The sequence below is a fragment of the Rhodococcus sp. NPDC127593 genome (assembly GCF_042671975.1).
Lineage (GTDB): Bacteria > Actinomycetota > Actinomycetes > Mycobacteriales > Mycobacteriaceae > Rhodococcus_F.
Genome location: NZ_JBHXWI010000005.1, coordinates 229,955 through 249,432 on the forward strand (window position 1 = coordinate 229,955; position 19,478 = coordinate 249,432).

Below are 19,478 nucleotides of genomic sequence, written 5' to 3' on the forward strand. Positions count from 1 at the left end.
TACCGAGGGTCGCTACCGTTCGGCCACGCCGCATTCGCCGCACGCGGGCACCAGTGCCTCACTGCGCGGCTGTGCCGCACCGGCCGGCGACCGTACCGGGAGCAGCGGCGGCCACGGCCAGTGCTGGCCGAGGCGACCCCGCGCACGCAGGAAGCCGAGGCCGAGCACGAGCCCGAAGATCAGATGCCCGACCAGCGACAGCGTGATCGTCGTCGGCGTGAGCGGGAACATGTCGTGCTGTCCGCGTGGCGACAGGGCGACCGTTGCGATGAGCCCGGCCCACACCGGGAACACCGCGAAGGTGACGAACGCGAAGAGGACGACGCGGCGCGACCGATGTTGGAGGCCGAGCGCGAGGGCGATGAGGAAGAAGGCGATTCCGATACCGCCGCCGTCTCCGAGGTACCGCCACAGGTAGCCGACGATCGCGCCGGTCCGGGTATCGGTTCCCGAGTGCAGCCACGTACCCATTTTCGGAATGAAGTCGCCCCACAGCCCGAGCAGATACACGGTGTCGAGGCGGAAGACGTCGTAGGCCAGACACGCGAACATCCCCCAGCCGAGGCCATGGCCGACGATGCGGTCGATGGGGTGCGGAGCGAACACGCACAACACGGCGAGGGTGGCGGCGAGCGGAATGATCACCAGGGCACCGGTGGCATTCATCGGCACGACACCGAACACCTGCGCCGAGATCGCGAGCAACGGTAGGGAAGCGAGCAGCAGGTACAGGCCTATCCGGGCGAAGGCCCAGTGGTGACGGACCGCCTTCCGGACGGATTCGACGGCGGGCAGGGCCGCGCCCGGCGGATCGTGTTCGTGGACGTCGGGGACGGTGGTGCCGAGGATTCGGGGCATGGTGGAAGGTTCCTTCCGATCGAGGGGAGTCTCTCTCCGAGTGGTCGGTTTTCGCGATCCCCAGCGTCCGTCGAGTGCCGGGCATGCGAATAGTCCCCCGAGGGGTGGTGATGGGCACCCCTTCACGTACCGCCCCGTTCCGTCAGTAGGCGCGCCCGAAGATCACCCGCTTGCCGTACGCTGACGCCGCGCCACATCGCACGCACCCGCCTGTCTCCGGTTCGCCGCCGAGGGGGACACACCGCGGGGTGGCAGCGGTGAGGGACTTGATCTCCTCCTCGCACGTGGAGATCCCGCAGTGCAGTGCCAGTGCCCACCCGGTCGACACCGCGTCCGCGAAATCCGCCCAGTTGTCGACGGTCCGAGTGTGGTTGTCGCGGAACGTGGTGGCACGATCGAGCAGGAAGGCCTGGAAGTCGTCCAGGACCCCCGGCATGGTCTCGGGCAGGGCGCCGATCGGCACGGCCTGCTTACCGTCGTCGCCGAGTCGTTTCACCATCATCACGGTGCCGGCCTCCAGATCTCGCGGGCCGAGCTCGAGCCGGATCGGGACGCCGCGCATCTCCCACTCGTTGTACTTGAACCCCGGAGTGAGCTGGGGGCGGGCATCGACGTGGGTCCGCACCCCTGCCGACCGCAGGCGGCGGGCCAGCTCGTCGGCCGCTTCCTCGACCGCAACGTTGCCGCCACGGGTGATCGGCACGATCACCACCTGGTGGGGTGCCAACCGCGGCGGGAACACCAGACCCTTGTCGTCGCCGTGAGTCATGACGATGCCACCGATCATCCGGGTGCTCATTCCCCAGGACGTGGTGTGACACAACTCCTCTCGCCCCGACTCACTGGTGAAACGGATGTCGAACGCCGACGCGAACCTGGTGCCCATGTAATGCGAGGTGCCGGACTGCAGCGCACGGCCGTCCCGCATCATGCCCTCGATCGTGTAGGTCGCCTCCGCACCGGCGAACCGTTCACCGGGTGTCTTCTCACCCGGAACGACCGGGATCGCGGCCAACTCGCGCGCCACCTCGTGATAGATGTCCAGCGCCAGCATCGTCTCGCGGCGGGCGGTGGCCTCGTCGGCGTGCGCGGTGTGGCCCTCCTGCCACAGAAACTCTGTGGTGCGCAGAAACATTCGCGGCCGCAGCTCCCACCGCACGACGTTCGCCCACTGGTTCAACAGCAGCGGCAGGTCGCGGTGCGAGCTGATCCACTTCGCCATCATCTCGCCGATGACCGTCTCCGACGCCGGCCGCACCACCAGCGGTTCTTCGAGCATCTTCCCGCCGGCGTGGGTGACCACCGCCAGCTCCGGGGAAAACCCTTCGACGTGTTCCGCTTCCCGGCCCAGGTAGCTTTCCGGAATCAGCAACGGGAAGTATGCATTCTCGTGACCGGTGTCCTTGATGCGGCTGTCGAGCTCGGACTGCAACAGCTCCCACAGCCGGTATCCGTACGGTCGGATCACCATGGTGCCCTTGGCCGGACCTCGGTCCACGAGGCCCGCCTTGAAGACCACCTCGTTGTACCAGGCAGCGAAGTCCTCACTCTGGGCTGTCACACCACGCTCATCCCGTGCCATGCCCACACAGACTACTCGGGAGGATCAGCCACTCGCAGCTGTCGAATTACGAGTTCGGGTGCACACTGTCTGAGATCAAGCTTGCCGCACCGGCGAGAGTAGGAGAAAGGAGGGCGGATGTCCGCAGCGCATGCCGTCTCGATCGCGGTGACCTTCACCTGGCTGGGAATGGTGCTCGCGATCTCGTTCCTCGAGGCGCCGCTGAAGTTTCGCGCACCCGGGGTGACGGTGCCCCTCGGATTGGGGATCGGCCGGCTCGTGTTTCGTGCGCTGAACGCCACCGAGGTGGTCTGGTCGGCGCTGCTCGTTGCCGGGCTCCTCTTCGACGGTCCACCTACCCGGGTGGTGGTGGCAGGAGCGGCGGCAGTCGCGGTGCTCGTGGTGCAACTGGTCGGTGTTCGACCCCGGTTGACACGTCGAACCGACCGCGTCCTCGCCGGTGAAGACAGCCCCCGTTCGCACGCGCACTACATCTATATCGGCCTGGAAATTGTCAAGGTCATTGCGTTGCTGGTGACCGGGATTCTGTTGCTCGGAGTCTGATGCGGCGACCGGTCGGCGGAGACCTGCCGTTAGCTGCATCGGGCGACTCGGCTTGACCGAGGCTAGCCACGTGTTACACGTGATGAGCTTGCGCGTCGTGGACAACCGCCACCCGTGCTCACTTTGCATCGTCTGCAATGTTATTCGCGCGGATGACAGTGTTCTATTGGGACAAGACGGCATGCTGGCGCTGTGTGGTCACGCGGCGACACGATGTTTGCCAGGTGGTGTCCACAGATGAAACGAACCGATTAGTGTGCGCAGTTGATGCGACGGACGTCGGTGGTCGGCTCAGGCTCTGCCCGGCCCCGGCAGGGTTGGTGCGGTTTCGGGTCGAACGAGGGTGGATTCTGGTGGAGTTTCCGATGCTGTCCAAGGGACAGAACGTGTCGCTGCCCGCTGAGGTGGAGCAGATCGATGTGGTGCTCGGGTGGACCGAGTCGGAAGTCGAGGTCGATGCGTCGGCTCTGCTGCTGAACTCCGGCGGCAAGGTCCGCTCCGACGAAGATTTCGTGTTCTACAGCCAGCCCGAGTCGACAGACGGGTCGATCCGGTTCCTGGGTACGAGCGGCACCGAGGAAGGTGCGCAGGCGAGGATCGCGATCGACCTGTCCGCCGTGCCGGAGGACGTGCACACCGTGGCCTTGGTCGGCAGTGTGGGCGAGGGCAGGTTCGGTGATCTCGGAAAGCTCGCTCTGCGTGTCGTCGACGGGGCCGGGTACACGACGTGAGCCGTGATCATTGCTGTCGATGCGCACAGTCCCACTCCTCACGGTTCAGGCCAGGATGAGTGGCGTTGGGGCTCACTCAGACCCGCCGCGCGGGCGCCTTCGCCCGCGTGGGCTTCGACTTGCGTGGCGGGTGGACACGCCACCGCGCGGTGACCGATGCCGGTGTTGGGTTGATCGGGTTGGCGCGGTGACGGGTCCGTCCACTGTCAGAAGACGCTTGACGACGCCGAGGCGTGATTGCGTTGGGGTGGGGGAGGAGTCGTTCGATTCGATGGCGGGTATGAACCGGCGGCCAGGTCGGTGTAGGCACTGGGGCGGCGGTCGCGGAAGAGGCCCCAGCTTGCTCGCTGGGTGCGCAGCTTCTCCAGATCGAACTCGTGGAGGATGATTCCTTCGCTGTCGTTGCACAGTTCCTCGACGACTTCTCCGCGTTGGTTGGTGATGAAGGACTGCCCGAAGAATTCGATGTGCGTGGTGCCTTGGGTCTCGACGCCGATTCGGTTGGCTGCGATGACCGGCATCATGTTGGCGGCGGCGTGTCCGCGTTGCACGTTCTGCCAGTGGGTGTGTCGCAGTTCGGTGTTCTGCAAGTCTCCCGGTTCGGTGTGATGGTCGCCGTGGTGGTCGTTCGGGGTGGGGCTTGATCCGATTGCGGTGGGGTAGAGCAGCATTTCCGCTCCTTGCAACGCCATGATTCTCGCCGATTCGACGAACCACTGATCCCAGCAGATACCGACGCCGATGGTGGCGTAGCGCGTGCGCCACGCTCTCAGGCCTGTGTCGCCGGGATTGAAGTAGAACTTCTCGTGATATCCGGGGCCTTCCGGTATGTGTGTTTTCCGATATGTTCCGAGGATCGTGCCGTCTGCGTCGATGATGGTGACGCTGTTGAAGTACTTCTGACCGTCGCGTTCGAATGTGCTCACCGGTAGAACGATCTGCAGTTCGTGGGCAAGGTCGCGGCCCAGTTGCACCGCGGGGTTCTCGTCGATGGGTGCGGCGAGTGAAAAGTACTCGTCGTCGAGGCTCTGGCAGAAGTAGGGCGTCTCGAATAACTCCGGGAGGGCGATGATCTGGGCGCCGGCGTCGGCGGCTTTGCGCACCAGGCGCTCGGCGGTTGCAAGATTTTCGTGTAGGTCCCAGGTGCAGGCGAACTGGGTGGCGGCCACGGTCACTGGCCGTGGGTTCGTTTGCTGGGTGGGTCTCATGTGGATTGCCTTCTCGGTGCGGGTGTTAATGGGCTGGTGTGTGGGAATTGAGGTCCACCTCGGGGTCGGGGTGGGTCTGGGGGTCCGGATCGGCGTCCGACGCGTGCAGCCGGTCGAACAGCAGATCCACTCTCCGGCGTTCAGCGGTGCTCATCGGCGCTGCGTAGGTCACGGCGACGTAGACGGTGGCGTTGACGAGTAGTGCTGCGACACCGGAGGTGAGGCCTCCGAGCCAGGGGATCGAGATCGGGTAGACCAGCTGCAGGACACCTGCAGTCACGAAACCGCTGGTCATCGCGGCGACCGCTGCCGTGGCGGTGCCTCTTCTCCAGAAAATCCCGAGGAACAACGTGGGGGCGAGCTGGCAGATGCCCTGGTAGGAGATGAGGGCGAGGGTGATCAGTCCGGAGGAGGTGCCGACGGTGGCGACGGCGCCGATGGCGGCAAGAAGTGTCAGCACGCCTACTGTGATGCGTCCGATCCGGGGGTCGGTGACTCGGACTCCCTTGGCTACCCCGATGATGTCGTTGGCGGTTTGGGTGCCCAGGGCCTGGAGGTTGGCGCCCACGTTGCCCATGGTGGCGGCGACCACGCAAATGCCCGCCAGGGTGATCAGGCCTACGCCCCCGATACCGGCCGTGATGAACCACACGTCATCTGGTGCTTCGGTGACACCGGGAACACTGGTGGCGGCGATCGCCATCAGCGTCAATGCGGCCCCGAAGATCAGGAGCACCGGCGCCGCTTGTACCGCCGAGCGTTTGATCGTGGCTGTGCTGTTTGCTGTGAAGAGCCGAACAAAGATGTCCGGCCAGCACCAACCTCCCAGCGCGCCGGTGAGAATCAGCGACGAGAGGTAGAGAGGTCCGAGCGAGCTTCCCGGCCCGGGGAGCTCGAAGTGGTCCGGGGCGACGGCGTCGAAACCGTGCCCGTTGCTGACAAGCCAGGTGAGTAGGCCGAGGATGATGAGGGTCCCGATGAGGTAGGCGACGATGCCCTGCACCATGTCGCTGATGATCACCCCGCGCATGCCGAATCTGATCGTCCAGATCTGGCGGAGGCCGATCACCACGATGCCGATCACGACAGCCGCGCTCGCTCCGACGTGCCCGAACGACAGATACTTGAAGACCAGAGCCAGCGACTGCATCCCGAGAACGATCCACGGAAACGATGCGGCGATTCCGATCACTGCGGCAACTACCCGGACCGCGCGTGAGTTGTAACGGGCGCCGAGCAGGTCGGCTTGGGATCTCAGGTCGTACCGCTTACCCCAATCGTGGACGGGTTTGGCGAGGAAGAACATGAGCACGACGGCCAGCAGGGAGTAGATCATCGAGTAGAAGCCGATGACTCCGGCGCTCGCGGCGAGCCCGGCGAACGAGATGAACATCGTCCCGGGCAACCACGTATTGAGGAACGCCATCGTTCCGAAGAACGATCCGAAGGATCGCCCGGCCGTCGCGTACTCACTGAACGTTGCGTCTTTCCGTTTGGTGAGCTCCAAGGCCGTCACGACGACAACGAAGAAGACGGCGACGCCTCCGTATCCGATGAGCATGTTCATCATCGATCGCCCCCGCTCCCACCGTCCAGCGTGGTCATCACGAACAGGCTCAGCGTGATGAACACACCGGCCGCGAGGAAATATCCGATCGAGACCACGGCGGTGCCGTTGCCGGCCAGCCAGTGCAGCGGCGGTGCCAGCCCAATGACGAAGTCGAGCGCCAGGAGCCCCAGGATCAGGGCGGAACGCGACCTTCTCGCGGACGGTCGAGCTGAATATGACATGTGCAAACTCCGTGGTAGGGCCCTCAGGGCATCTGCCGGAACGTTCCGGCAGATTTTTATCGTCACGTAACCCCGGTCACATGTCAAGGTGTGGTGGCGAGGTTTCCAAACCGGAACCTCAGTACGATTGCGGCATGCCGGCAGTGACGATCATCGATCTGGCTCGAGAACTCGGTCTGTCGAAGACGACGGTCTCCGATGCGTTGATCGGATCCGGGCGGGTGTCGGAGGCCACGCGGCAGCGGGTGATGACGGCTGCACAGTCGATGGGATACGTTTCGAATCGTGCCGCCCGGTCATTGCGTCGGCGAACGACGGGGGCATTCGGGTTGTACATTCCGTCGGAGGTCCGAGGGCTGTCTTTCTACATGCACTTCGCTTTCGGAGCAGCGGACGCAGCGGCATCCGTCGGACGAGATCTCACGCTCCATACGCGTACGTCCGAACACTTCCAGGTCGACGGCGCGCTCGTCATCGATGCTCTCGACGACGACCCGGTAGTCGACAGGATGCTCCGCGCTGCGATCCCGATCGTCTTCGCCGGACGGAGCGGCCCCCTTCCACTGCCCACGCAACCGGTGGGAACGATCGAGATCGACCATCGCGCCGTCGTCAACTTTGTTCTCGAGCAACTCAAATCAACAGGTACACGGCGTCCGGGCTACGTTGGCCTGGAATCACTGCACGGCCCCCATTGGGCCGCCGACTCGAAGAGCAGCTTCGAAGAGTGGTGCCTACGTGAGGGCATCGAGCCGCACATGTTCCTCCTACCCACAGACCCCAACGAGGACGAACTGTTCGCTGCTCTCGAGAAGTTGACTGGTGAATGCGCCGTCGACGCAATCGTGTTCGGGCCCCAAGGATTGGCCGGGCGCGCCCTTCCGATGCTGCACGCGCTCGGGAAGACTCCCGACGTCAACAGCGAGCGCGGTTTTCGCGTGGCTTCCCTGGCTGGCGACCCTGTCAGTGAGTTGGGAAGTTCTCAGATCTTCGCAGTAGATCTTGCCCCGCGTAGTTTCGGCCACGAGGCCATGGACTTCCTCGTTGAAGTGTCCACTTCACCTCCATCCGAACCACTGCACCGTTTTCATGTGGCGGATTTACATCGAATTGTCGATAACTCTGATGCACAACCGAGTTGAAGGCTGTCCGTCTGATCCCAACTGAGAGGCCGCGGAGATGCGTTGGCACCCCCATTAGGCTCTCACGGTGATCCCGGGCGGGTTCCAGTACTATTTCGAGGTTCCGCGGGCGAGGGTGCATCCGCGCGAGACCCTGCAACATTCGGTGTTGATTCCCATAGCTGTTCGGGTCGTTCGAGGGCGTCGATGATGCGGTCGCGGACAGGAGGTTTCGAGGTTCTGGCCTGTGTGCGCGGCGGCGCGGGGTGCAGTGGGTGGGGCCTGGGGTGGGACTGTGGGCGGATTCGTGTTGGAGGTGCTCGCGAACCTCACTGATGCTGAGAGGAGCGATGTCGCTGAGGACACGAACGCGGCCGCCGCGCCCGTGCGAAGACGGTGTACGGGTGGGGCAATCACCATCCGGTCATCGTTGACCGGCAGAAGGTTCCTCGGCGGCGTCAAGGCAGGTCGACAGCGGACCCGGGCCTTCATTCCCCCGGTCGCCGGTCGAGGGAGTCCCAGGCGCTGCGTTGCTCGCACAGTTCGCCGATCGAGGCGACCGCGGCGTCGGTGTGCGGGTCGACCCACACCGGTCCTTCCTGGCGGAGGCGGGGGTTGAGGATGTGCCGTCCTCGCGATGGCCACTGGATGAACTCATAGCCGGTCAGCTCGCCTTGCGCGGTGTCGGCGACCCAGACCGCGGCCTGCGCGTAAGGAGCATCCATCGATACGCCGTGGCAGAATCCCCGCGATCGGACTACGCCCACACCGCGCTCATCCCGTGCCATACCAGCACAGACTACTCGGGCGGATGAAGTAGGCGGTGTGTATTCGGCGCGCGATACCGGGATCGCAGTCGGGCAGGGAAGTCGCCTGTCGCAGGGCCTCCGAGAAGCGGGCTGTGGTCATCCCGAACTGGACCAAGATTTCATCTGGCGGTGGCCCCCCATACGGGATCCAGCTCTGCGCGAAACGAATCAGCTGGTCGGCCTCTCGCGGAACGCGGGAGTGTCTTTCTGCGCGGATCTTGTCACGCAGCCGCTGACGGCGAGGGAGTCGGTGCGCCGTTGGGTGCTCATCGGTGGCGGGACTGTCGGCGAGGCTCCTGCCCGACTCGGAGTCAGGACGGAAGTTGCGTGCTGTGGTGCGCGGTTCAGACATGGAAAACCAGCTGCCTAGAGGATCGTGGCCGGTCTGGGTGGGGTCACAACCGAAAGGCTTTGGCAGGGAAGGAGTTGTTCCAGATTTCGGCGAGCGTGCCGTCTGAGATCAGGTGATTGATCGCTCCATTCAGGCCGGTGCGCAACGCGTGCGAATCCTTGCGCACCGCGATGCCGTACGGGTTTCCTGTGGGTGCGATGAAGGCGACACGCAGCGTGCCGGTGGCTTCGAGTGCGGGCAGCACGATCTCGTCGTCGACGAACGCATCGATGGTGCCGTCGACGGCGGCGTCGGCCATCTCGTGGAATGCATCGTCACCGGAACCGAATTCGACGACCTCGGCTCCGGCGAACGACGCGGCCAGTGCAATGTTGGTGGTCCCGGTGATGGCTCCGACCTTGCGGCCGACGAGGTCGGCGGCCGAGTGGACGGGGCTGTCGGTCCGGACGACAACTCCTTCGTTGAACCGTCCGTAGGGGATGGTGAAGTCGACAATTTCCTCGCGGTCGGGGGTGATGGCCTGGTTGCACAAGATCGCGTCACACCGCCGTTCGGTCAGTGTCGGCACGAAATCGGACCACCGACGTACGTCGACCCACTGCAGTTCGAGGCCCAGGTGCTTGGCCAGTGCACGACCGAGGTCGGGCTCGTAGCCGAATCGCACACCGTCGACGACGGAGGTCATGGGCGGGGCGGCAATGTCCGTGGAGCACAGGACGAGAGTTCCGGATTGAATGAGTTCGAGATCGCTCACGGTAAGGATCCTTCTCCGGTGAACCGGCATGGAGGATCGGGCCCCGCCCTCTGGCGGGGTCCGAAATGGTGTGTTACGGCGTGTAACGCAGGTAGGTGTTGAAGTCCCAGTCGGTGATCGCGCCCGAGCGCCGGTTGCATTCGTCACGCTTGCAGGAGGTGAAGGTTTCGTAGAGCGGACCGGGCAGAACGGATCGAACCGCCTTGTCGTCCTCGAGGGCGTCGAGGGCTTCGGACAAGGTCAGCGGCGGCGGCGCGAAGGTCGAGGGGGCATCGTCGTCGGAGGGTGCGTAGGCGTTGCCGAGTTCGGGTTTGCCGGGATCGACGTTCCGTCGGATGCCGTCGGCCATGGCGCCGATCAGCGCGGCGTGGGACAGGTAGGGGTTGACGGCTGCGTCGGGCGAGCGGACTTCGACGCGTCCGGGTAGCACACGGTAGCTGGTCGTGCGGTTGTCATATCCCCAGTTGGTGACTGCAGGCGCGAACAGGCCGACGTCCCAGAAGCGGGCATAGGAGTTGGTCGTCGACGCGAGCAGTGCGGTCATACCGCGTGTGTGCTCGAGCAGGCCGCCGAGCGCGTGGCGGCCCAGTTCGGTGAGATCGTCATCGTCGGCGAACACATTTTCCTCGCCACGCCACAGGCTCGCATGGTGGTGGCAGCCGTTGGCCATGATCCCGGGGACCGGTTTGGGCATGAAGGTGGCCAGAACACCGAACTCCTTGGCCACCGCCATGCAGATCTGCCGGTAGGTGATCAGTCGGTCGGCCGTCGCGAGGGCGTTGTCGTAGAGGAAGTTGCACTCGAGCTGACCGGGGTCTTCGTAGTCGGACTGGATCATCTCGAAGCCCATTTCCTGGGCATACTGCGTGATGCGCTTGAGGATCGGCATCATCTCCGCGATGTGCTCGAGGTGGTAGGACGGGCCTACCCAATCGGGGAAGAAGGAGGCGGACCTGTCGATGGCGTCCGGACCGCTGAACCAGCTCATCTCCGGCTCGCACCCGGTCCGGAGCTCGAGCCCCGTCTCCTCCCGGAAGGCGGCGATGACGCGCTTGAGGTTGCCGCGGGCGTCGGCCTCTTCCGGTTCACCCGGCCCGACCTCCTCACGCAGCGAGCGGTAGTGGTCGCAGAAGACTCGTGCGACGCTCGGGTCCCACGGCAGGATTTGCGCCGTGGTCAGGTCGGGCACCAGGAGGCCCTCGCGGGTGCTGATACCACCTGGTCCGAGCAGCTCACCGGCGAGGCTGGCCTGCAGCCCACCTGCCGCGGCGTAGCCGAACGGCACGCCCTTGCGGGCCGCGGTGCCGAGGAAGTACTTGGCCGGCATCACCTTTCCGAGGACGCGGCCCTGCACACTCACGTACTGGCAGTGCACGTGTGTGACACCGCGTTCGTCGAACAGCCGCCGACACCGTTCCAGTTCGGATTCGCGGGCGGGATCGCTGAGCGCCAGCTCGAGTGGGGTCGCGTGTTCGCGGGTGGTGGGCATACTTGGCCTCCGGGTCTCAAACATAGTGTGCTGCGCCGCGCCCGATCAAGCGGGCGTTCGGGCCGATGTTGCGTGCGGCGCGCGGGGAATCCAGGGCCGAGCCCTGAGTCAGGAATATAACATCTGGAATTAGATGTTATCCGCTCGTTTCCTGTTTCGCAAGACCCGAGTACCGATGGATTCACCGTTCAGACCGGTCTGTACGAATGCCTCAGACCTCAACCGTGGTTGATCCAGAGATGTTTGACCTGGGTGAACTCGTCGATACCGTAGCTCGAGCCTTCGCTGCCGTAGCCGGAGTCCTTTACCCCGCCGTGCGGCATCTCGGGAAGCATCGACAAGTGATCGTTCAGCCAGACGGTGCCGAACTCGAGGCGAGGGGCACTGCTCATCGCCCGGCTGAGGTCGCCCGTCCACATCGACGCGGCCAAGCCGAAGGGGGTACCGTTCGCCCACTCGACCGCCTGGGCGTCATTGTCGAACGGCTGTACGGTCACGACCGGCCCGAAGATCTCCTCCTGAACGATCGCGTCACCTTGCTCGACGCCGGTGATCAGTGTCGGGGCAACGAAATTGCCGTCGGCGTCCGGGCCGAGGTGCCCGGTCAGGATCTTCGCGTTCTCGGCGTTGCGGATGTAGCCGGCCACTCGATCGCGGTGCCCGCGATAGGCGAGCGGCCCCATCTCGATGTGCTCACCCTCCTCGGGTGCACCGACCCGGACCGACTCGAACGCCGGCACGAGGCGATCGAGAAGGTCGTCGTAACACGACTTCTCCACCAGCAGACGCGTCGCCGCCAGGCAGACCTGGCCGGAATTGACCGTGGCGGCATGACGAATCCCCGCGGTCACCGCATCGAGGTCGGCATCGGCGAACACGATGGCGGGACAGTTGCCACCCAACTCGAGATGCACCCGTTTGAGGGTGTGGGCCGCCGCGGCGGCCACCGCCTTCCCGGTAGTGACCGCGCCGGTCACCGACACCATCCGGACCCTGGGGTGCTGGGCGAGCGCGGAGCCGACTGGATCACCCTGCCCGGTAATGACGTTGAGTACCCCCGGTGGCAGGATCGGAGCCGCCACGTCGGCAAGTGCCAGCGTCGTCAGCGGGGTCTGCTCGGCGGGTTTGAGTACGCACACGTTACCCGCGGCCAGCGCGGCGCCCGCTTTCCAGATCGCGCCCATCAGGGGGAAGTTCCACGCCGTGATCAGGCCTACCACACCAATGGGCTCACGGCGCACCACCGAGGTGGTACCGCGACGGAACCCGTTGGACGCCAGACCCTCTCCGCTACGCACCGCGCCGGCGAAGAAACGCAGACCGTCGATCGCCTCGTCGACTTCGCCGCGCGCGAGCAGGATCGGCTTGCCCACATTCGCCGATTCGAGATCGGCCAGCTCGTTCTTGTGCGCGGCCATCGCCTCGGCCAGGCCGAAGAGAAACTCCGATCGCTCCCGGGGGGTCGTGTCCCGCCAAGTCCGCCAGCCGGATTCGGCTGCATCGACCGCATGGTCGACGTCGGAGCGTGAACTCACGGCCGCCTCGGCAATAGCCTTCCCCGTGGCCGGATTCGTGATCGGCGCACGCGCACCGTCGACGGGATCGACCCACCGCCCGCCGATGAAGTTCTGACTGCGCACCAGTGTCATGCTTCTGCTCCTTCGTTGACATCGTTACCTCAAACCTATAATGTCAGAGGTTAGAAGGCAAGGCTCATTGAGTAATGAGAATGGAGGTAGTCGAGTTGAGTGCAAATCCTGTGCACACCGTCGATTCCGACCCGAGCAGACATTTGTGGATGCATTTCAGCAACATGGGGGCGTATGCGCAGGGGGCCGAAGTCCCAGTCATCGTCCGCGGCGAGGGTTGCTATGTGTGGGACCGACATGGGAACCGATACCTCGACGGCCTGAGTTCGCTCTACTGCGTGAACGTCGGTCACGGCCGCACCGAGTTGGCTGACGCCGCGGCCAAGCAGGCTACCGAGTTGGCCTTCTTCCCGACGTGGTCCTTCGCTCACCCTCGCGCGATCGAGCTCGCAACGAAGATCGCCCACCTGGCACCCGCGGATCTCAACCGAGTGTTCTTCGTCGGCGGTGGCGGCGAAGCCGTGGACTCCGCGCTCAAGCTCGCCCGCCAATATCACCGCCTTCGCGGAAATGCCGGCAAGTACAAAGTCATCTCCCGCAACACCGCCTACCACGGCACCACGCTGGGCGCGTTGTCGGCGACCGCGTTGTCCGCGGCCAAGGCGCCGTTCGAACCGCTGCCCGCGGGTGGAAGCCACGTGACGAATACCAACGTCTACCGGCTGGACCCGCAGGCGGTGGACACGCTCGCCGAGGCGATCCGGGAAAGAATCGAGTTCGAGGGGCCGGACACCGTCGCGGCGGTGATCCTCGAACCGGTCCAGAACTCGGGAGGCTGTTTCGTCCCGCCGGAGGGCTACTTCCAGCGCGTGCGGCAGATCTGCGATCAGTACGACGTCCTGCTGATCTCCGATGAGGTCATCTGCGCGTTCGGGCGCCTGGGGGAGTGGTTCGGCGCCCAGCGGTTCGACTATGTGCCCGACATCATCACCACAGCCAAGGGTCTCACCTCCGCCTATGCGCCCATGGGGGCGGTCATCGCCTCCGATCGCGTCATCGAGCCGTTCCTCGCCGACAACAACGTGTTCATGCACGGCGTCACGTTCGGTGGTCATCCGGTGGCATCGGCGGTGGCGCTGGCCAACATCGAGCTGATGGAGAGCGAGAAGATGCTCGAGAATGTGCGGGCCAACGAACCGGCGTTGAATGCCATGCTCGAGTCGCTGCGCGACATTCCCCTGGTCGGTGACGTGCGCGGGGCGGGCTACTTCTGGGCGATCGAACTCGTCAAGGACCCAGCGACGAGGCAACGCTTCTCGCCGGCCGAGGGCCGGGCGCTGCTGGCTTTCCTGGCCCCCGAACTCTATCGGCGGGGTCTGATCTGCCGGGCCGACATGCGCGGGGATCTCGTGGTCCAACTGGCGCCGCCGCTCATCGCCGGCCCCGAACACTTCGCCGAGATCGAGACCATCCTGCGATCGACACTCGTCGATGCCGCGGCGCTCTCGTTGCCGACCGACTGACCCGAGGAGAAACCTGATGAGCAGCACGATCGACACCACCGGTCTGCCCGCGTACCAGATGTACATCGACGGGCACTGGGTCCCCGCCGGGACCGGAGCCCGCTATGCCACCACCAACCCCTACACCCAGGAGCCGTGGTCGACGGCCCCCGACGGCGGCGCCGCCGACGTCGACCGCGCCGTCACCGCCGCCCGCGCCGCCCTGACCACCGGACCGTGGTCGACCGCGACCGGAGCCGAGCGCGCACGGCTGATGCGCACCCTCGCGGATCTACTCGAGCGCGATGCCGCCGCCCTCGGCGCGATCGAGACCAAGGACAACGGCAAACTGTTGCGCGAGATGGCCGCCCAGATGGCCTATCTGCCCCAGTGGTACCGGTACTATGCCGGGATCGCCGAGACGCTCGGCGGCGACACACTGCCGTCGGATCGCCCGAACTTCTTCATCTACACCAGACGCGAGCCGGTTGGCGTCGTCGGCGCCATCCTGCCCTGGAACTCACCCCTGATGCTGCTGGCGTGGAAACTCGCGCCCGCCTTGGCCGCCGGCTGCACCCTCGTCGTCAAACCCTCCGACTACACCCCCGCCTCCACCCTCGAATTCGCCGAGCGCATGGACGAGGCGGGCTTCCCTGCGGGTGTCTTCAACGTCGTGACCGGCACCGGGCCGGAGGTCGGCAAGGCACTCGCAGGCCACCGCGGCATCGACAAGATCGCCTTCACCGGTTCCACCACGGTCGGTGTCCAGGTCGGCCGCGCGGCCCTGCAGAACATGACCCGGGTACTGCTCGAGCTCGGCGGTAAATCCGCCCAATTGGTGTTCCCCGACGCGGATCTGGAAGCCGCCGCCAACGGTGTCATCGCCGGCGTATTCGCGGCCACCGGTCAGACCTGCCTGGCCGGCTCACGCCTGCTGGTCCACGAATCCGTCCACGACGAACTGGTCGAGCTGATCGTGCGCCGCGCGCAGACCATCGTGCTGGGCGACCCGACGGATCCGGCCACCGAGATGGGACCCGTGGCGAACCAGAGGCAGCTCGTCTCGGTGCTCGAAATGATCGAGAAGGCGGTCGCCGACGGCGCCACCGTCGCCACCGGTGGTGGCCAATCGTCCAGCCGCGGCGGACTGTTCGTCGCACCCACCGTGCTCACCGACGTCCGGCCCGACATGCACATCGCACAGGAGGAGGTTTTCGGCCCGGTGCTCGCCGTGACACGATTCTCGACCGAGGACGAAGCACTCGCATTGGCCAACGGCACCCAGTACGGCCTTGCCGCCGGAGTGTGGACCCGTGACCTGCAGCGCGCACACCGCGTCGCGGCCGCGGTCACTGCCGGCACCGTGTGGATCAACGCCTACCGCGTGGTCGGGCCCGGCGTGCCGTTCGGCGGGTTCAAGAGCAGCGGTTGGGGCCGAGAAAACGGACCCGAGGCAGCCCTCGAATACACCGAAACCAAGGCGGTCTGGGTCGAACTGACCGGCGCCACCCGCGACCCCTTCACGATCGGCTGAGGTGACCCCGATGGATTCCTCGAATTCCGGGCGCGTGAAGGTCGGCATCGTCGTCGGCGTCGAACACGGAGACTTCGGTATGTGGACGAACGTGCCCAGCGCGATGCTGCCGACCACCTATGTCGAGGCCGTGCGGCGCGCCGGGGCGACTGCTCTACTATTCCCCGCCGATGACGACATCGCCGAAAACCCTGACCAAGTCCTCGATCTCGTCGACGCAGTGATTCTGGCCGGGGGGCGTGACATCGGCCCGGCGACCTACGGCGAACCCGCGCACACCGCGACGGCCGAACCCGACCTCACGCGCGATCGCGCCGAGCTCGCGGTGGCTCGCCGTGCCCTCGAACTCGACGTCCCGATCCTCGGCATCTGCCGCGGAATGCAGATGCTCAACCTCGCTTTCGGCGGAACGCTCGACCAGCACCTGCCGGACTCACTGGCCCACGACGATCACGCGGCCCACGACGGCGTGTTCGGCAAGCACGAGGTCACCCTCGTTCCGGACACCGTCGTCGCGGGCGCCTGCCAATCCGACACCGCGACCGTGCATTCCGCACACCATCAGGGCGTCGGCCGACTCGGCACCGGACTGACGGTCAGTGCGCACTCGGTGCCGGACGGGGTGATCGAGGCCATCGAGTCTCCCGAGCACGCGTTCGCGCTCGGTGTGTTGTGGCATCCCGAGCAGGACCCGATGAGCCCACTGTTCCGAGCATTCCTCGACCGTGTCGACGGTCGGGTTCGCGACCACAACGAGTCCTGACCGCCGGCACACCCGGCAGACCCCGACCGTACCCATCGCGGTACAGCCGCCGACCACCCAGGGAAGAGAGGCCCCCCTTATGAAAGTCACCGTAGACACCGCGGTGTGCGCCGACCACGGACAGTGCATCTTCAGCGCGCCGAAAGTATTCCACTTCGACGACGACGGGAAGCTGGTCTGGGAACCGGGGCCGGACGAGTCGCTGCGCGCGTCCGTCGAAGAAGCCGCGGACGTGTGCCCCGTTCAGGCGATCAGTGTGGACGATTAACCGATGTCGCCACGGATTGTCATCGTCGGCGGATCCCTCGGCGGGCTGCGTGCCGCCGAGCAACTGCGCGTGAACGGCTGGTCGGGTGAGCTGACAGTCGTCGGCGCCGAACCGCACCTGCCCTACAATCGTCCGCCGCTGTCGAAGAACGTCTTGGTCGCCTCCGACGCCAGTGCACTCGGCGCGGCCGAACTCGTGAACTACCCGGGTGTGGCCCTGCGCCGGCGCGCGCGCGTCGAGGACGTGTCCTGGGTGACGGGCACCGAGCTAACCGGGGCCGTGCTGGCAAACCGGGTCCTGCACACCGCGGACGGGCGCACACTCGGCTATGACGGTCTGGTCGTTGCGACCGGTCTGCGGCCCCGCCGGTTGCCGATCGACGGTTTCAGCTCTCACCGGCACGTACTACGCACTCTCGACGATGCGATCGCACTGCGTGAGCAGTTGACGGCAGGGACCTCCGTGGTGGTCGTCGGCGGCGGCTTCATCGGGTGCGAGGTCGCCGCGAGTGCCCGCCGCGCCGGATGCCGGGTCACGATCGTCGAGCCGTTCGCCGCACCGATGCTGCGCCCGCTCGGCACCGACCTCGCCCGCACCCTGCAGGCCTTCCACGAAAAGCATGGCGTGGCCTTCGCACTGGGCAGGTCGGTATCGGCCCTGGTCGGGCGGTCATCGGATCCCGAGGCGCTCGGTACGGTCGTCCTCGACGACGGCTCCGCGCTCGAGGCCGACGTGCTGGTCGAGGCAGTCGGGTCGCAGCCGAACGTCGAATGGCTGGACGGGAACGCCCTGGATCTGTCCGACGGCGTCCTCTGCGACAACATGATGCGGGTCGAAGGTCGCCACGAGGTGGTGGCCGTCGGGGACGTGGCTCGATTCCCGAACCCGAGATTCGACAGCACTCCGCGCCGCGTCGAGCACTGGTGCATCCCGGCCGACACCGCGCAGCGCGCCGCCACCACCTTGATCCGCGGGCTGAGCCCTGCCGAAGGCGGTGACCGAGATCCGGCACCGTTCGCGCCGCTGCCAGCCTTCTGGAGCGACCAATTCGACGTCAGGATCCAGGGTTTCGGGCGCACCGAACACGCAGACCGTATCGAGGTCCTGGAGGGCGGATTCACCCCGGGATGGCCATCGAAGGGTGTCGTGGTCGGCTACTTCACAGAGTCCACGATGACCGGCGTCGTCATTGCCGGCGGCACGCCGGCGCAACGGTTGCGGCACAAGGCCCTTCTCGAGAGCGTGGGCTGAGCCCACGCCTACCGCAGCTCCGAGGCACTTGTCGCCTTTCTGTGCGCCGCGCCGAATGTCCGCTGCAGTTGCGGCACCACCCTTTTCGCCAACCACGAACGATCGAAGTGAGGTCCTGTGAAGGTCAGCATTCCCAAGGAAATCAAGAACCACGAGTACCGCGTGGCCATCACCCCGGCCGGCGTGCACGAATTGATCGCGTCCGGGCACGAGGTGTTCGTGGAGGAGTCGGCCGGCGTCGGGTCGTCGATCCCGGACGAGGACTACCTCGCCGCCGGCGCGAAGATCCTCTCCTCGGCCGACGATGTGTGGGCCACCGGTGACCTGATCCTGAAGGTCAAAGAACCCATCGTCGACGAGTATCACCGGATGCGCGAGGAGCAGGTCCTGTTCACCTACCTCCATCTGGCCGCCGACAAGCGGCTGACCGAAGAGCTGCAGAAACGTCAGGTGACCGGCATCGCCTACGAAACAGTGCAGACTCCGACCGGCGCCCTGCCGCTCCTGGCACCGATGAGCGAGGTCGCCGGCCGACTGGCGCCGCAAGCCGGTGCGTACCACCTCATGCGGGCCGGTGGCGGTCGGGGCGTGCTTCTCGGCGGGGTGCCCGGTGTACCGGCGGCCAAGGTCGTCGTGATCGGTGCCGGCGTCTCGGGCATGAACGCCGCAACGATCGCACTGGGCCTGCAAGCGGAGGTCTCGCTCCTGGACCGGAACGTCGACACCCTGCGCGCCGCAGACCGCATCTACCGTGGGCGCGTGCGCACCGTCGCCTCCCACGCCTATGCGATCGAAGCCGCGGTCCTCGACGCCGACCTGGTGATCGGGGCGGTGCTGGTACCCGGCGCCAAGGCCCCGACATTGATCTCCAACGAGCTGGTCAGCCGGATGAAGCCTGGATCGGTGCTGGTTGACATCTCCATCGATCAGGGTGGCTGCTTCGAGGACTCACACCCCACAACGCACGCCCAGCCCACATACGAAGTGCACAACTCGCACTTCTATTGCGTGGCGAACATGCCCGGCGCTGTGCCGCACACCTCCACTCATGCCCTCACCAACGTGACGCTGCCTTACGCCCTCGCCCTGGCGAACAAGGGCTGGGAGCAGGCGCTGCGCGAGGACCACTCGCTGGCAAGGGGTCTGAACACCCACGCCGGGCAGGTGACCTACGCCCCGGTCGCGGAAGCACACGGACTCGCGTCGGCTCACGCCCTCACCGTCTGACGGATCCGCACTCTCCCACATCCGACGGCTGTCCACGGGCCGCCGAACGATCCGTTCCACGCGCCGAACCTTGTTGGAAGGTGGGCGCGTGGCACGGCCCGTTCGG

17 protein-coding genes and 1 pseudogene are annotated in these 19,478 nt (G+C 65.7%); 9 read left to right on the plus strand and 9 right to left on the minus strand.

Features of this window, described 5'->3' with window-relative positions; all coding sequences use genetic code 11:
- Positions 1 to 12: 12 nt before the first annotated feature.
- Both ACFVJ3_RS06505 and proS read right to left on the minus strand, forming a co-directional pair.
- A complete protein-coding gene (locus ACFVJ3_RS06505; RefSeq protein WP_378451287.1) occupies positions 13 to 858 on the minus strand; it encodes a hypothetical protein in 846 nt (281 codons plus the stop codon).
- 142 nt (positions 859 to 1,000) lie between these two features.
- Entirely contained in the window at positions 1,001 to 2,440 is a 1,440-nt protein-coding gene (proS, locus tag ACFVJ3_RS06510) for a proline--tRNA ligase (protein WP_378451288.1), read from the minus strand.
- A gap of 117 nt (positions 2,441 to 2,557) precedes the next feature.
- On the opposite strand from proS, the gene ACFVJ3_RS06515 reads away from it, so the two are divergent.
- Both ACFVJ3_RS06515 and ACFVJ3_RS06520 read left to right on the plus strand, forming a co-directional pair.
- The gene (locus tag ACFVJ3_RS06515) at positions 2,558 to 2,983 is read left to right on the plus strand and encodes a hypothetical protein (protein ID WP_378451289.1); all 426 of its coding nucleotides are present in this window, start codon (positions 2,558 to 2,560) and stop codon (positions 2,981 to 2,983) included.
- Between the two features lie 353 nt (positions 2,984 to 3,336).
- A pseudogene (locus tag ACFVJ3_RS06520) lies at positions 3,337 to 3,708 on the plus strand (TerD family protein); the annotation flags it as partial.
- Positions 3,709 to 3,920: 212 nt separating this feature from the next.
- Here ACFVJ3_RS06520 and aguB read toward each other — a convergent pair.
- Genes aguB through ACFVJ3_RS06535 form a run of 3 tightly spaced genes read right to left on the minus strand, consistent with a single transcriptional unit; the run spans position 3,921 to position 6,713 of the window.
- Positions 3,921 to 4,922: an N-carbamoylputrescine amidase gene (gene aguB, locus ACFVJ3_RS06525; RefSeq protein WP_378451290.1), complete on the minus strand. Its 1,002-nt coding sequence runs from the start codon at positions 4,920 to 4,922 to the stop codon at positions 3,921 to 3,923.
- A gap of 25 nt (positions 4,923 to 4,947) precedes the next feature.
- Entirely contained in the window at positions 4,948 to 6,492 is a 1,545-nt protein-coding gene (locus ACFVJ3_RS06530; protein ID WP_378451291.1) for a sodium:solute symporter family protein, read from the minus strand.
- Positions 6,489 to 6,713: a hypothetical protein gene (locus tag ACFVJ3_RS06535; RefSeq protein ID WP_378451292.1), complete on the minus strand. Its 225-nt coding sequence runs from the start codon at positions 6,711 to 6,713 to the stop codon at positions 6,489 to 6,491. Before ACFVJ3_RS06535 ends, ACFVJ3_RS06530 begins: the two co-directional genes overlap by 4 nt.
- Positions 6,714 to 6,847: 134 nt before the next feature.
- Here ACFVJ3_RS06535 and ACFVJ3_RS06540 point away from each other — a divergent pair, with 134 nt between their 5' ends.
- Positions 6,848 to 7,855 carry a LacI family DNA-binding transcriptional regulator gene (locus ACFVJ3_RS06540; RefSeq protein ID WP_378451293.1) on the plus strand — a complete coding sequence of 336 codons (1,008 nt, stop codon included), beginning with the start codon at positions 6,848 to 6,850 and terminating at the stop codon, positions 7,853 to 7,855.
- Positions 7,856 to 8,322: 467 nt separating this feature from the next.
- Here the strand turns inward: ACFVJ3_RS06540 and ACFVJ3_RS06545 are convergent, their stop codons facing one another.
- The 4 genes from ACFVJ3_RS06545 to ACFVJ3_RS06560 all read right to left on the minus strand — a co-directional run bounded on the left by ACFVJ3_RS06545 (position 8,323) and on the right by ACFVJ3_RS06560 (position 12,887).
- Entirely contained in the window at positions 8,323 to 8,559 is a 237-nt protein-coding gene (locus tag ACFVJ3_RS06545; protein WP_378451294.1) for a hypothetical protein, read from the minus strand.
- A 479-nt stretch (positions 8,560 to 9,038) separates the two neighbouring features.
- A complete protein-coding gene (locus tag ACFVJ3_RS06550) occupies positions 9,039 to 9,749 on the minus strand; it encodes a substrate-binding periplasmic protein (RefSeq protein WP_378451295.1) in 711 nt (236 codons plus the stop codon).
- Positions 9,750 to 9,822: 73 nt separating this feature from the next.
- Positions 9,823 to 11,238: a glutamine synthetase family protein gene (locus ACFVJ3_RS06555; RefSeq protein WP_378451296.1), complete on the minus strand. Its 1,416-nt coding sequence runs from the start codon at positions 11,236 to 11,238 to the stop codon at positions 9,823 to 9,825.
- A gap of 218 nt (positions 11,239 to 11,456) precedes the next feature.
- Positions 11,457 to 12,887: an aldehyde dehydrogenase family protein gene (locus tag ACFVJ3_RS06560; protein WP_378451297.1), complete on the minus strand. Its 1,431-nt coding sequence runs from the start codon at positions 12,885 to 12,887 to the stop codon at positions 11,457 to 11,459.
- Positions 12,888 to 12,967: 80 nt separating this feature from the next.
- Between ACFVJ3_RS06560 and ACFVJ3_RS06565 the strand changes: the two genes are divergently transcribed.
- From ACFVJ3_RS06565 to ald, 6 genes are all read left to right on the plus strand, one after another.
- Entirely contained in the window at positions 12,968 to 14,350 is a 1,383-nt protein-coding gene (locus ACFVJ3_RS06565) for an aspartate aminotransferase family protein (protein WP_378451298.1), read from the plus strand.
- A 16-nt stretch (positions 14,351 to 14,366) separates the two neighbouring features.
- Complete coding sequence (locus ACFVJ3_RS06570; RefSeq protein ID WP_378451299.1) at positions 14,367 to 15,863, plus strand: aldehyde dehydrogenase; 1,497 nt, start codon at positions 14,367 to 14,369, stop codon at positions 15,861 to 15,863.
- A gap of 10 nt (positions 15,864 to 15,873) precedes the next feature.
- Positions 15,874 to 16,626 (plus strand): gamma-glutamyl-gamma-aminobutyrate hydrolase family protein, encoded by a 753-nt coding sequence (locus ACFVJ3_RS06575; protein ID WP_378451300.1) that lies wholly within the window; start codon positions 15,874 to 15,876, stop codon positions 16,624 to 16,626.
- 79 nt (positions 16,627 to 16,705) lie between these two features.
- Positions 16,706 to 16,894, plus strand: coding sequence for a ferredoxin (locus tag ACFVJ3_RS06580; protein WP_378451301.1), 189 nt, complete (start codon positions 16,706 to 16,708; stop codon positions 16,892 to 16,894).
- 3 nt (positions 16,895 to 16,897) lie between these two features.
- Entirely contained in the window at positions 16,898 to 18,145 is a 1,248-nt protein-coding gene (locus tag ACFVJ3_RS06585) for an NAD(P)/FAD-dependent oxidoreductase (RefSeq protein WP_378451302.1), read from the plus strand.
- A gap of 117 nt (positions 18,146 to 18,262) precedes the next feature.
- Positions 18,263 to 19,372, plus strand: a complete 1,110-nt coding sequence (gene ald, locus ACFVJ3_RS06590) for an alanine dehydrogenase (protein ID WP_378451303.1) — start codon at positions 18,263 to 18,265, stop codon at positions 19,370 to 19,372.
- The last annotated feature ends 106 nt before the right edge of the window (positions 19,373 to 19,478 follow it).

What these genes read in the sequence shown, in the direction of transcription:
- ACFVJ3_RS06505 (WP_378451287.1), bottom strand. Translation starts at nt 858, where the DNA reads ATGCCCCGAATCCTCGGCACCACCGTCCCCGACGTCCACGAACACGAT.
- proS (WP_378451288.1), bottom strand. Translation starts at nt 2,440, where the DNA reads ATGGCACGGGATGAGCGTGGTGTGACAGCCCAGAGTGAGGACTTCGCT.
- ACFVJ3_RS06515 (WP_378451289.1), top strand. Translation starts at nt 2,558, where the DNA reads ATGTCCGCAGCGCATGCCGTCTCGATCGCGGTGACCTTCACCTGGCTG.
- aguB (WP_378451290.1), bottom strand. Translation starts at nt 4,922, where the DNA reads ATGAGACCCACCCAGCAAACGAACCCACGGCCAGTGACCGTGGCCGCC.
- ACFVJ3_RS06530 (WP_378451291.1), bottom strand. Translation starts at nt 6,492, where the DNA reads ATGATGAACATGCTCATCGGATACGGAGGCGTCGCCGTCTTCTTCGTT.
- ACFVJ3_RS06535 (WP_378451292.1), bottom strand. Translation starts at nt 6,713, where the DNA reads ATGTCATATTCAGCTCGACCGTCCGCGAGAAGGTCGCGTTCCGCCCTG.
- ACFVJ3_RS06540 (WP_378451293.1), top strand. Translation starts at nt 6,848, where the DNA reads ATGCCGGCAGTGACGATCATCGATCTGGCTCGAGAACTCGGTCTGTCG.
- ACFVJ3_RS06545 (WP_378451294.1), bottom strand. Translation starts at nt 8,559, where the DNA reads ATGGATGCTCCTTACGCGCAGGCCGCGGTCTGGGTCGCCGACACCGCG.
- ACFVJ3_RS06555 (WP_378451296.1), bottom strand. Translation starts at nt 11,238, where the DNA reads ATGCCCACCACCCGCGAACACGCGACCCCACTCGAGCTGGCGCTCAGC.
- ACFVJ3_RS06560 (WP_378451297.1), bottom strand. Translation starts at nt 12,887, where the DNA reads ATGACACTGGTGCGCAGTCAGAACTTCATCGGCGGGCGGTGGGTCGAT.
- ACFVJ3_RS06565 (WP_378451298.1), top strand. Translation starts at nt 12,968, where the DNA reads ATGGAGGTAGTCGAGTTGAGTGCAAATCCTGTGCACACCGTCGATTCC.
- ACFVJ3_RS06570 (WP_378451299.1), top strand. Translation starts at nt 14,367, where the DNA reads ATGAGCAGCACGATCGACACCACCGGTCTGCCCGCGTACCAGATGTAC.
- ACFVJ3_RS06575 (WP_378451300.1), top strand. Translation starts at nt 15,874, where the DNA reads ATGGATTCCTCGAATTCCGGGCGCGTGAAGGTCGGCATCGTCGTCGGC.
- ACFVJ3_RS06580 (WP_378451301.1), top strand. Translation starts at nt 16,706, where the DNA reads ATGAAAGTCACCGTAGACACCGCGGTGTGCGCCGACCACGGACAGTGC.
- ACFVJ3_RS06585 (WP_378451302.1), top strand. Translation starts at nt 16,898, where the DNA reads ATGTCGCCACGGATTGTCATCGTCGGCGGATCCCTCGGCGGGCTGCGT.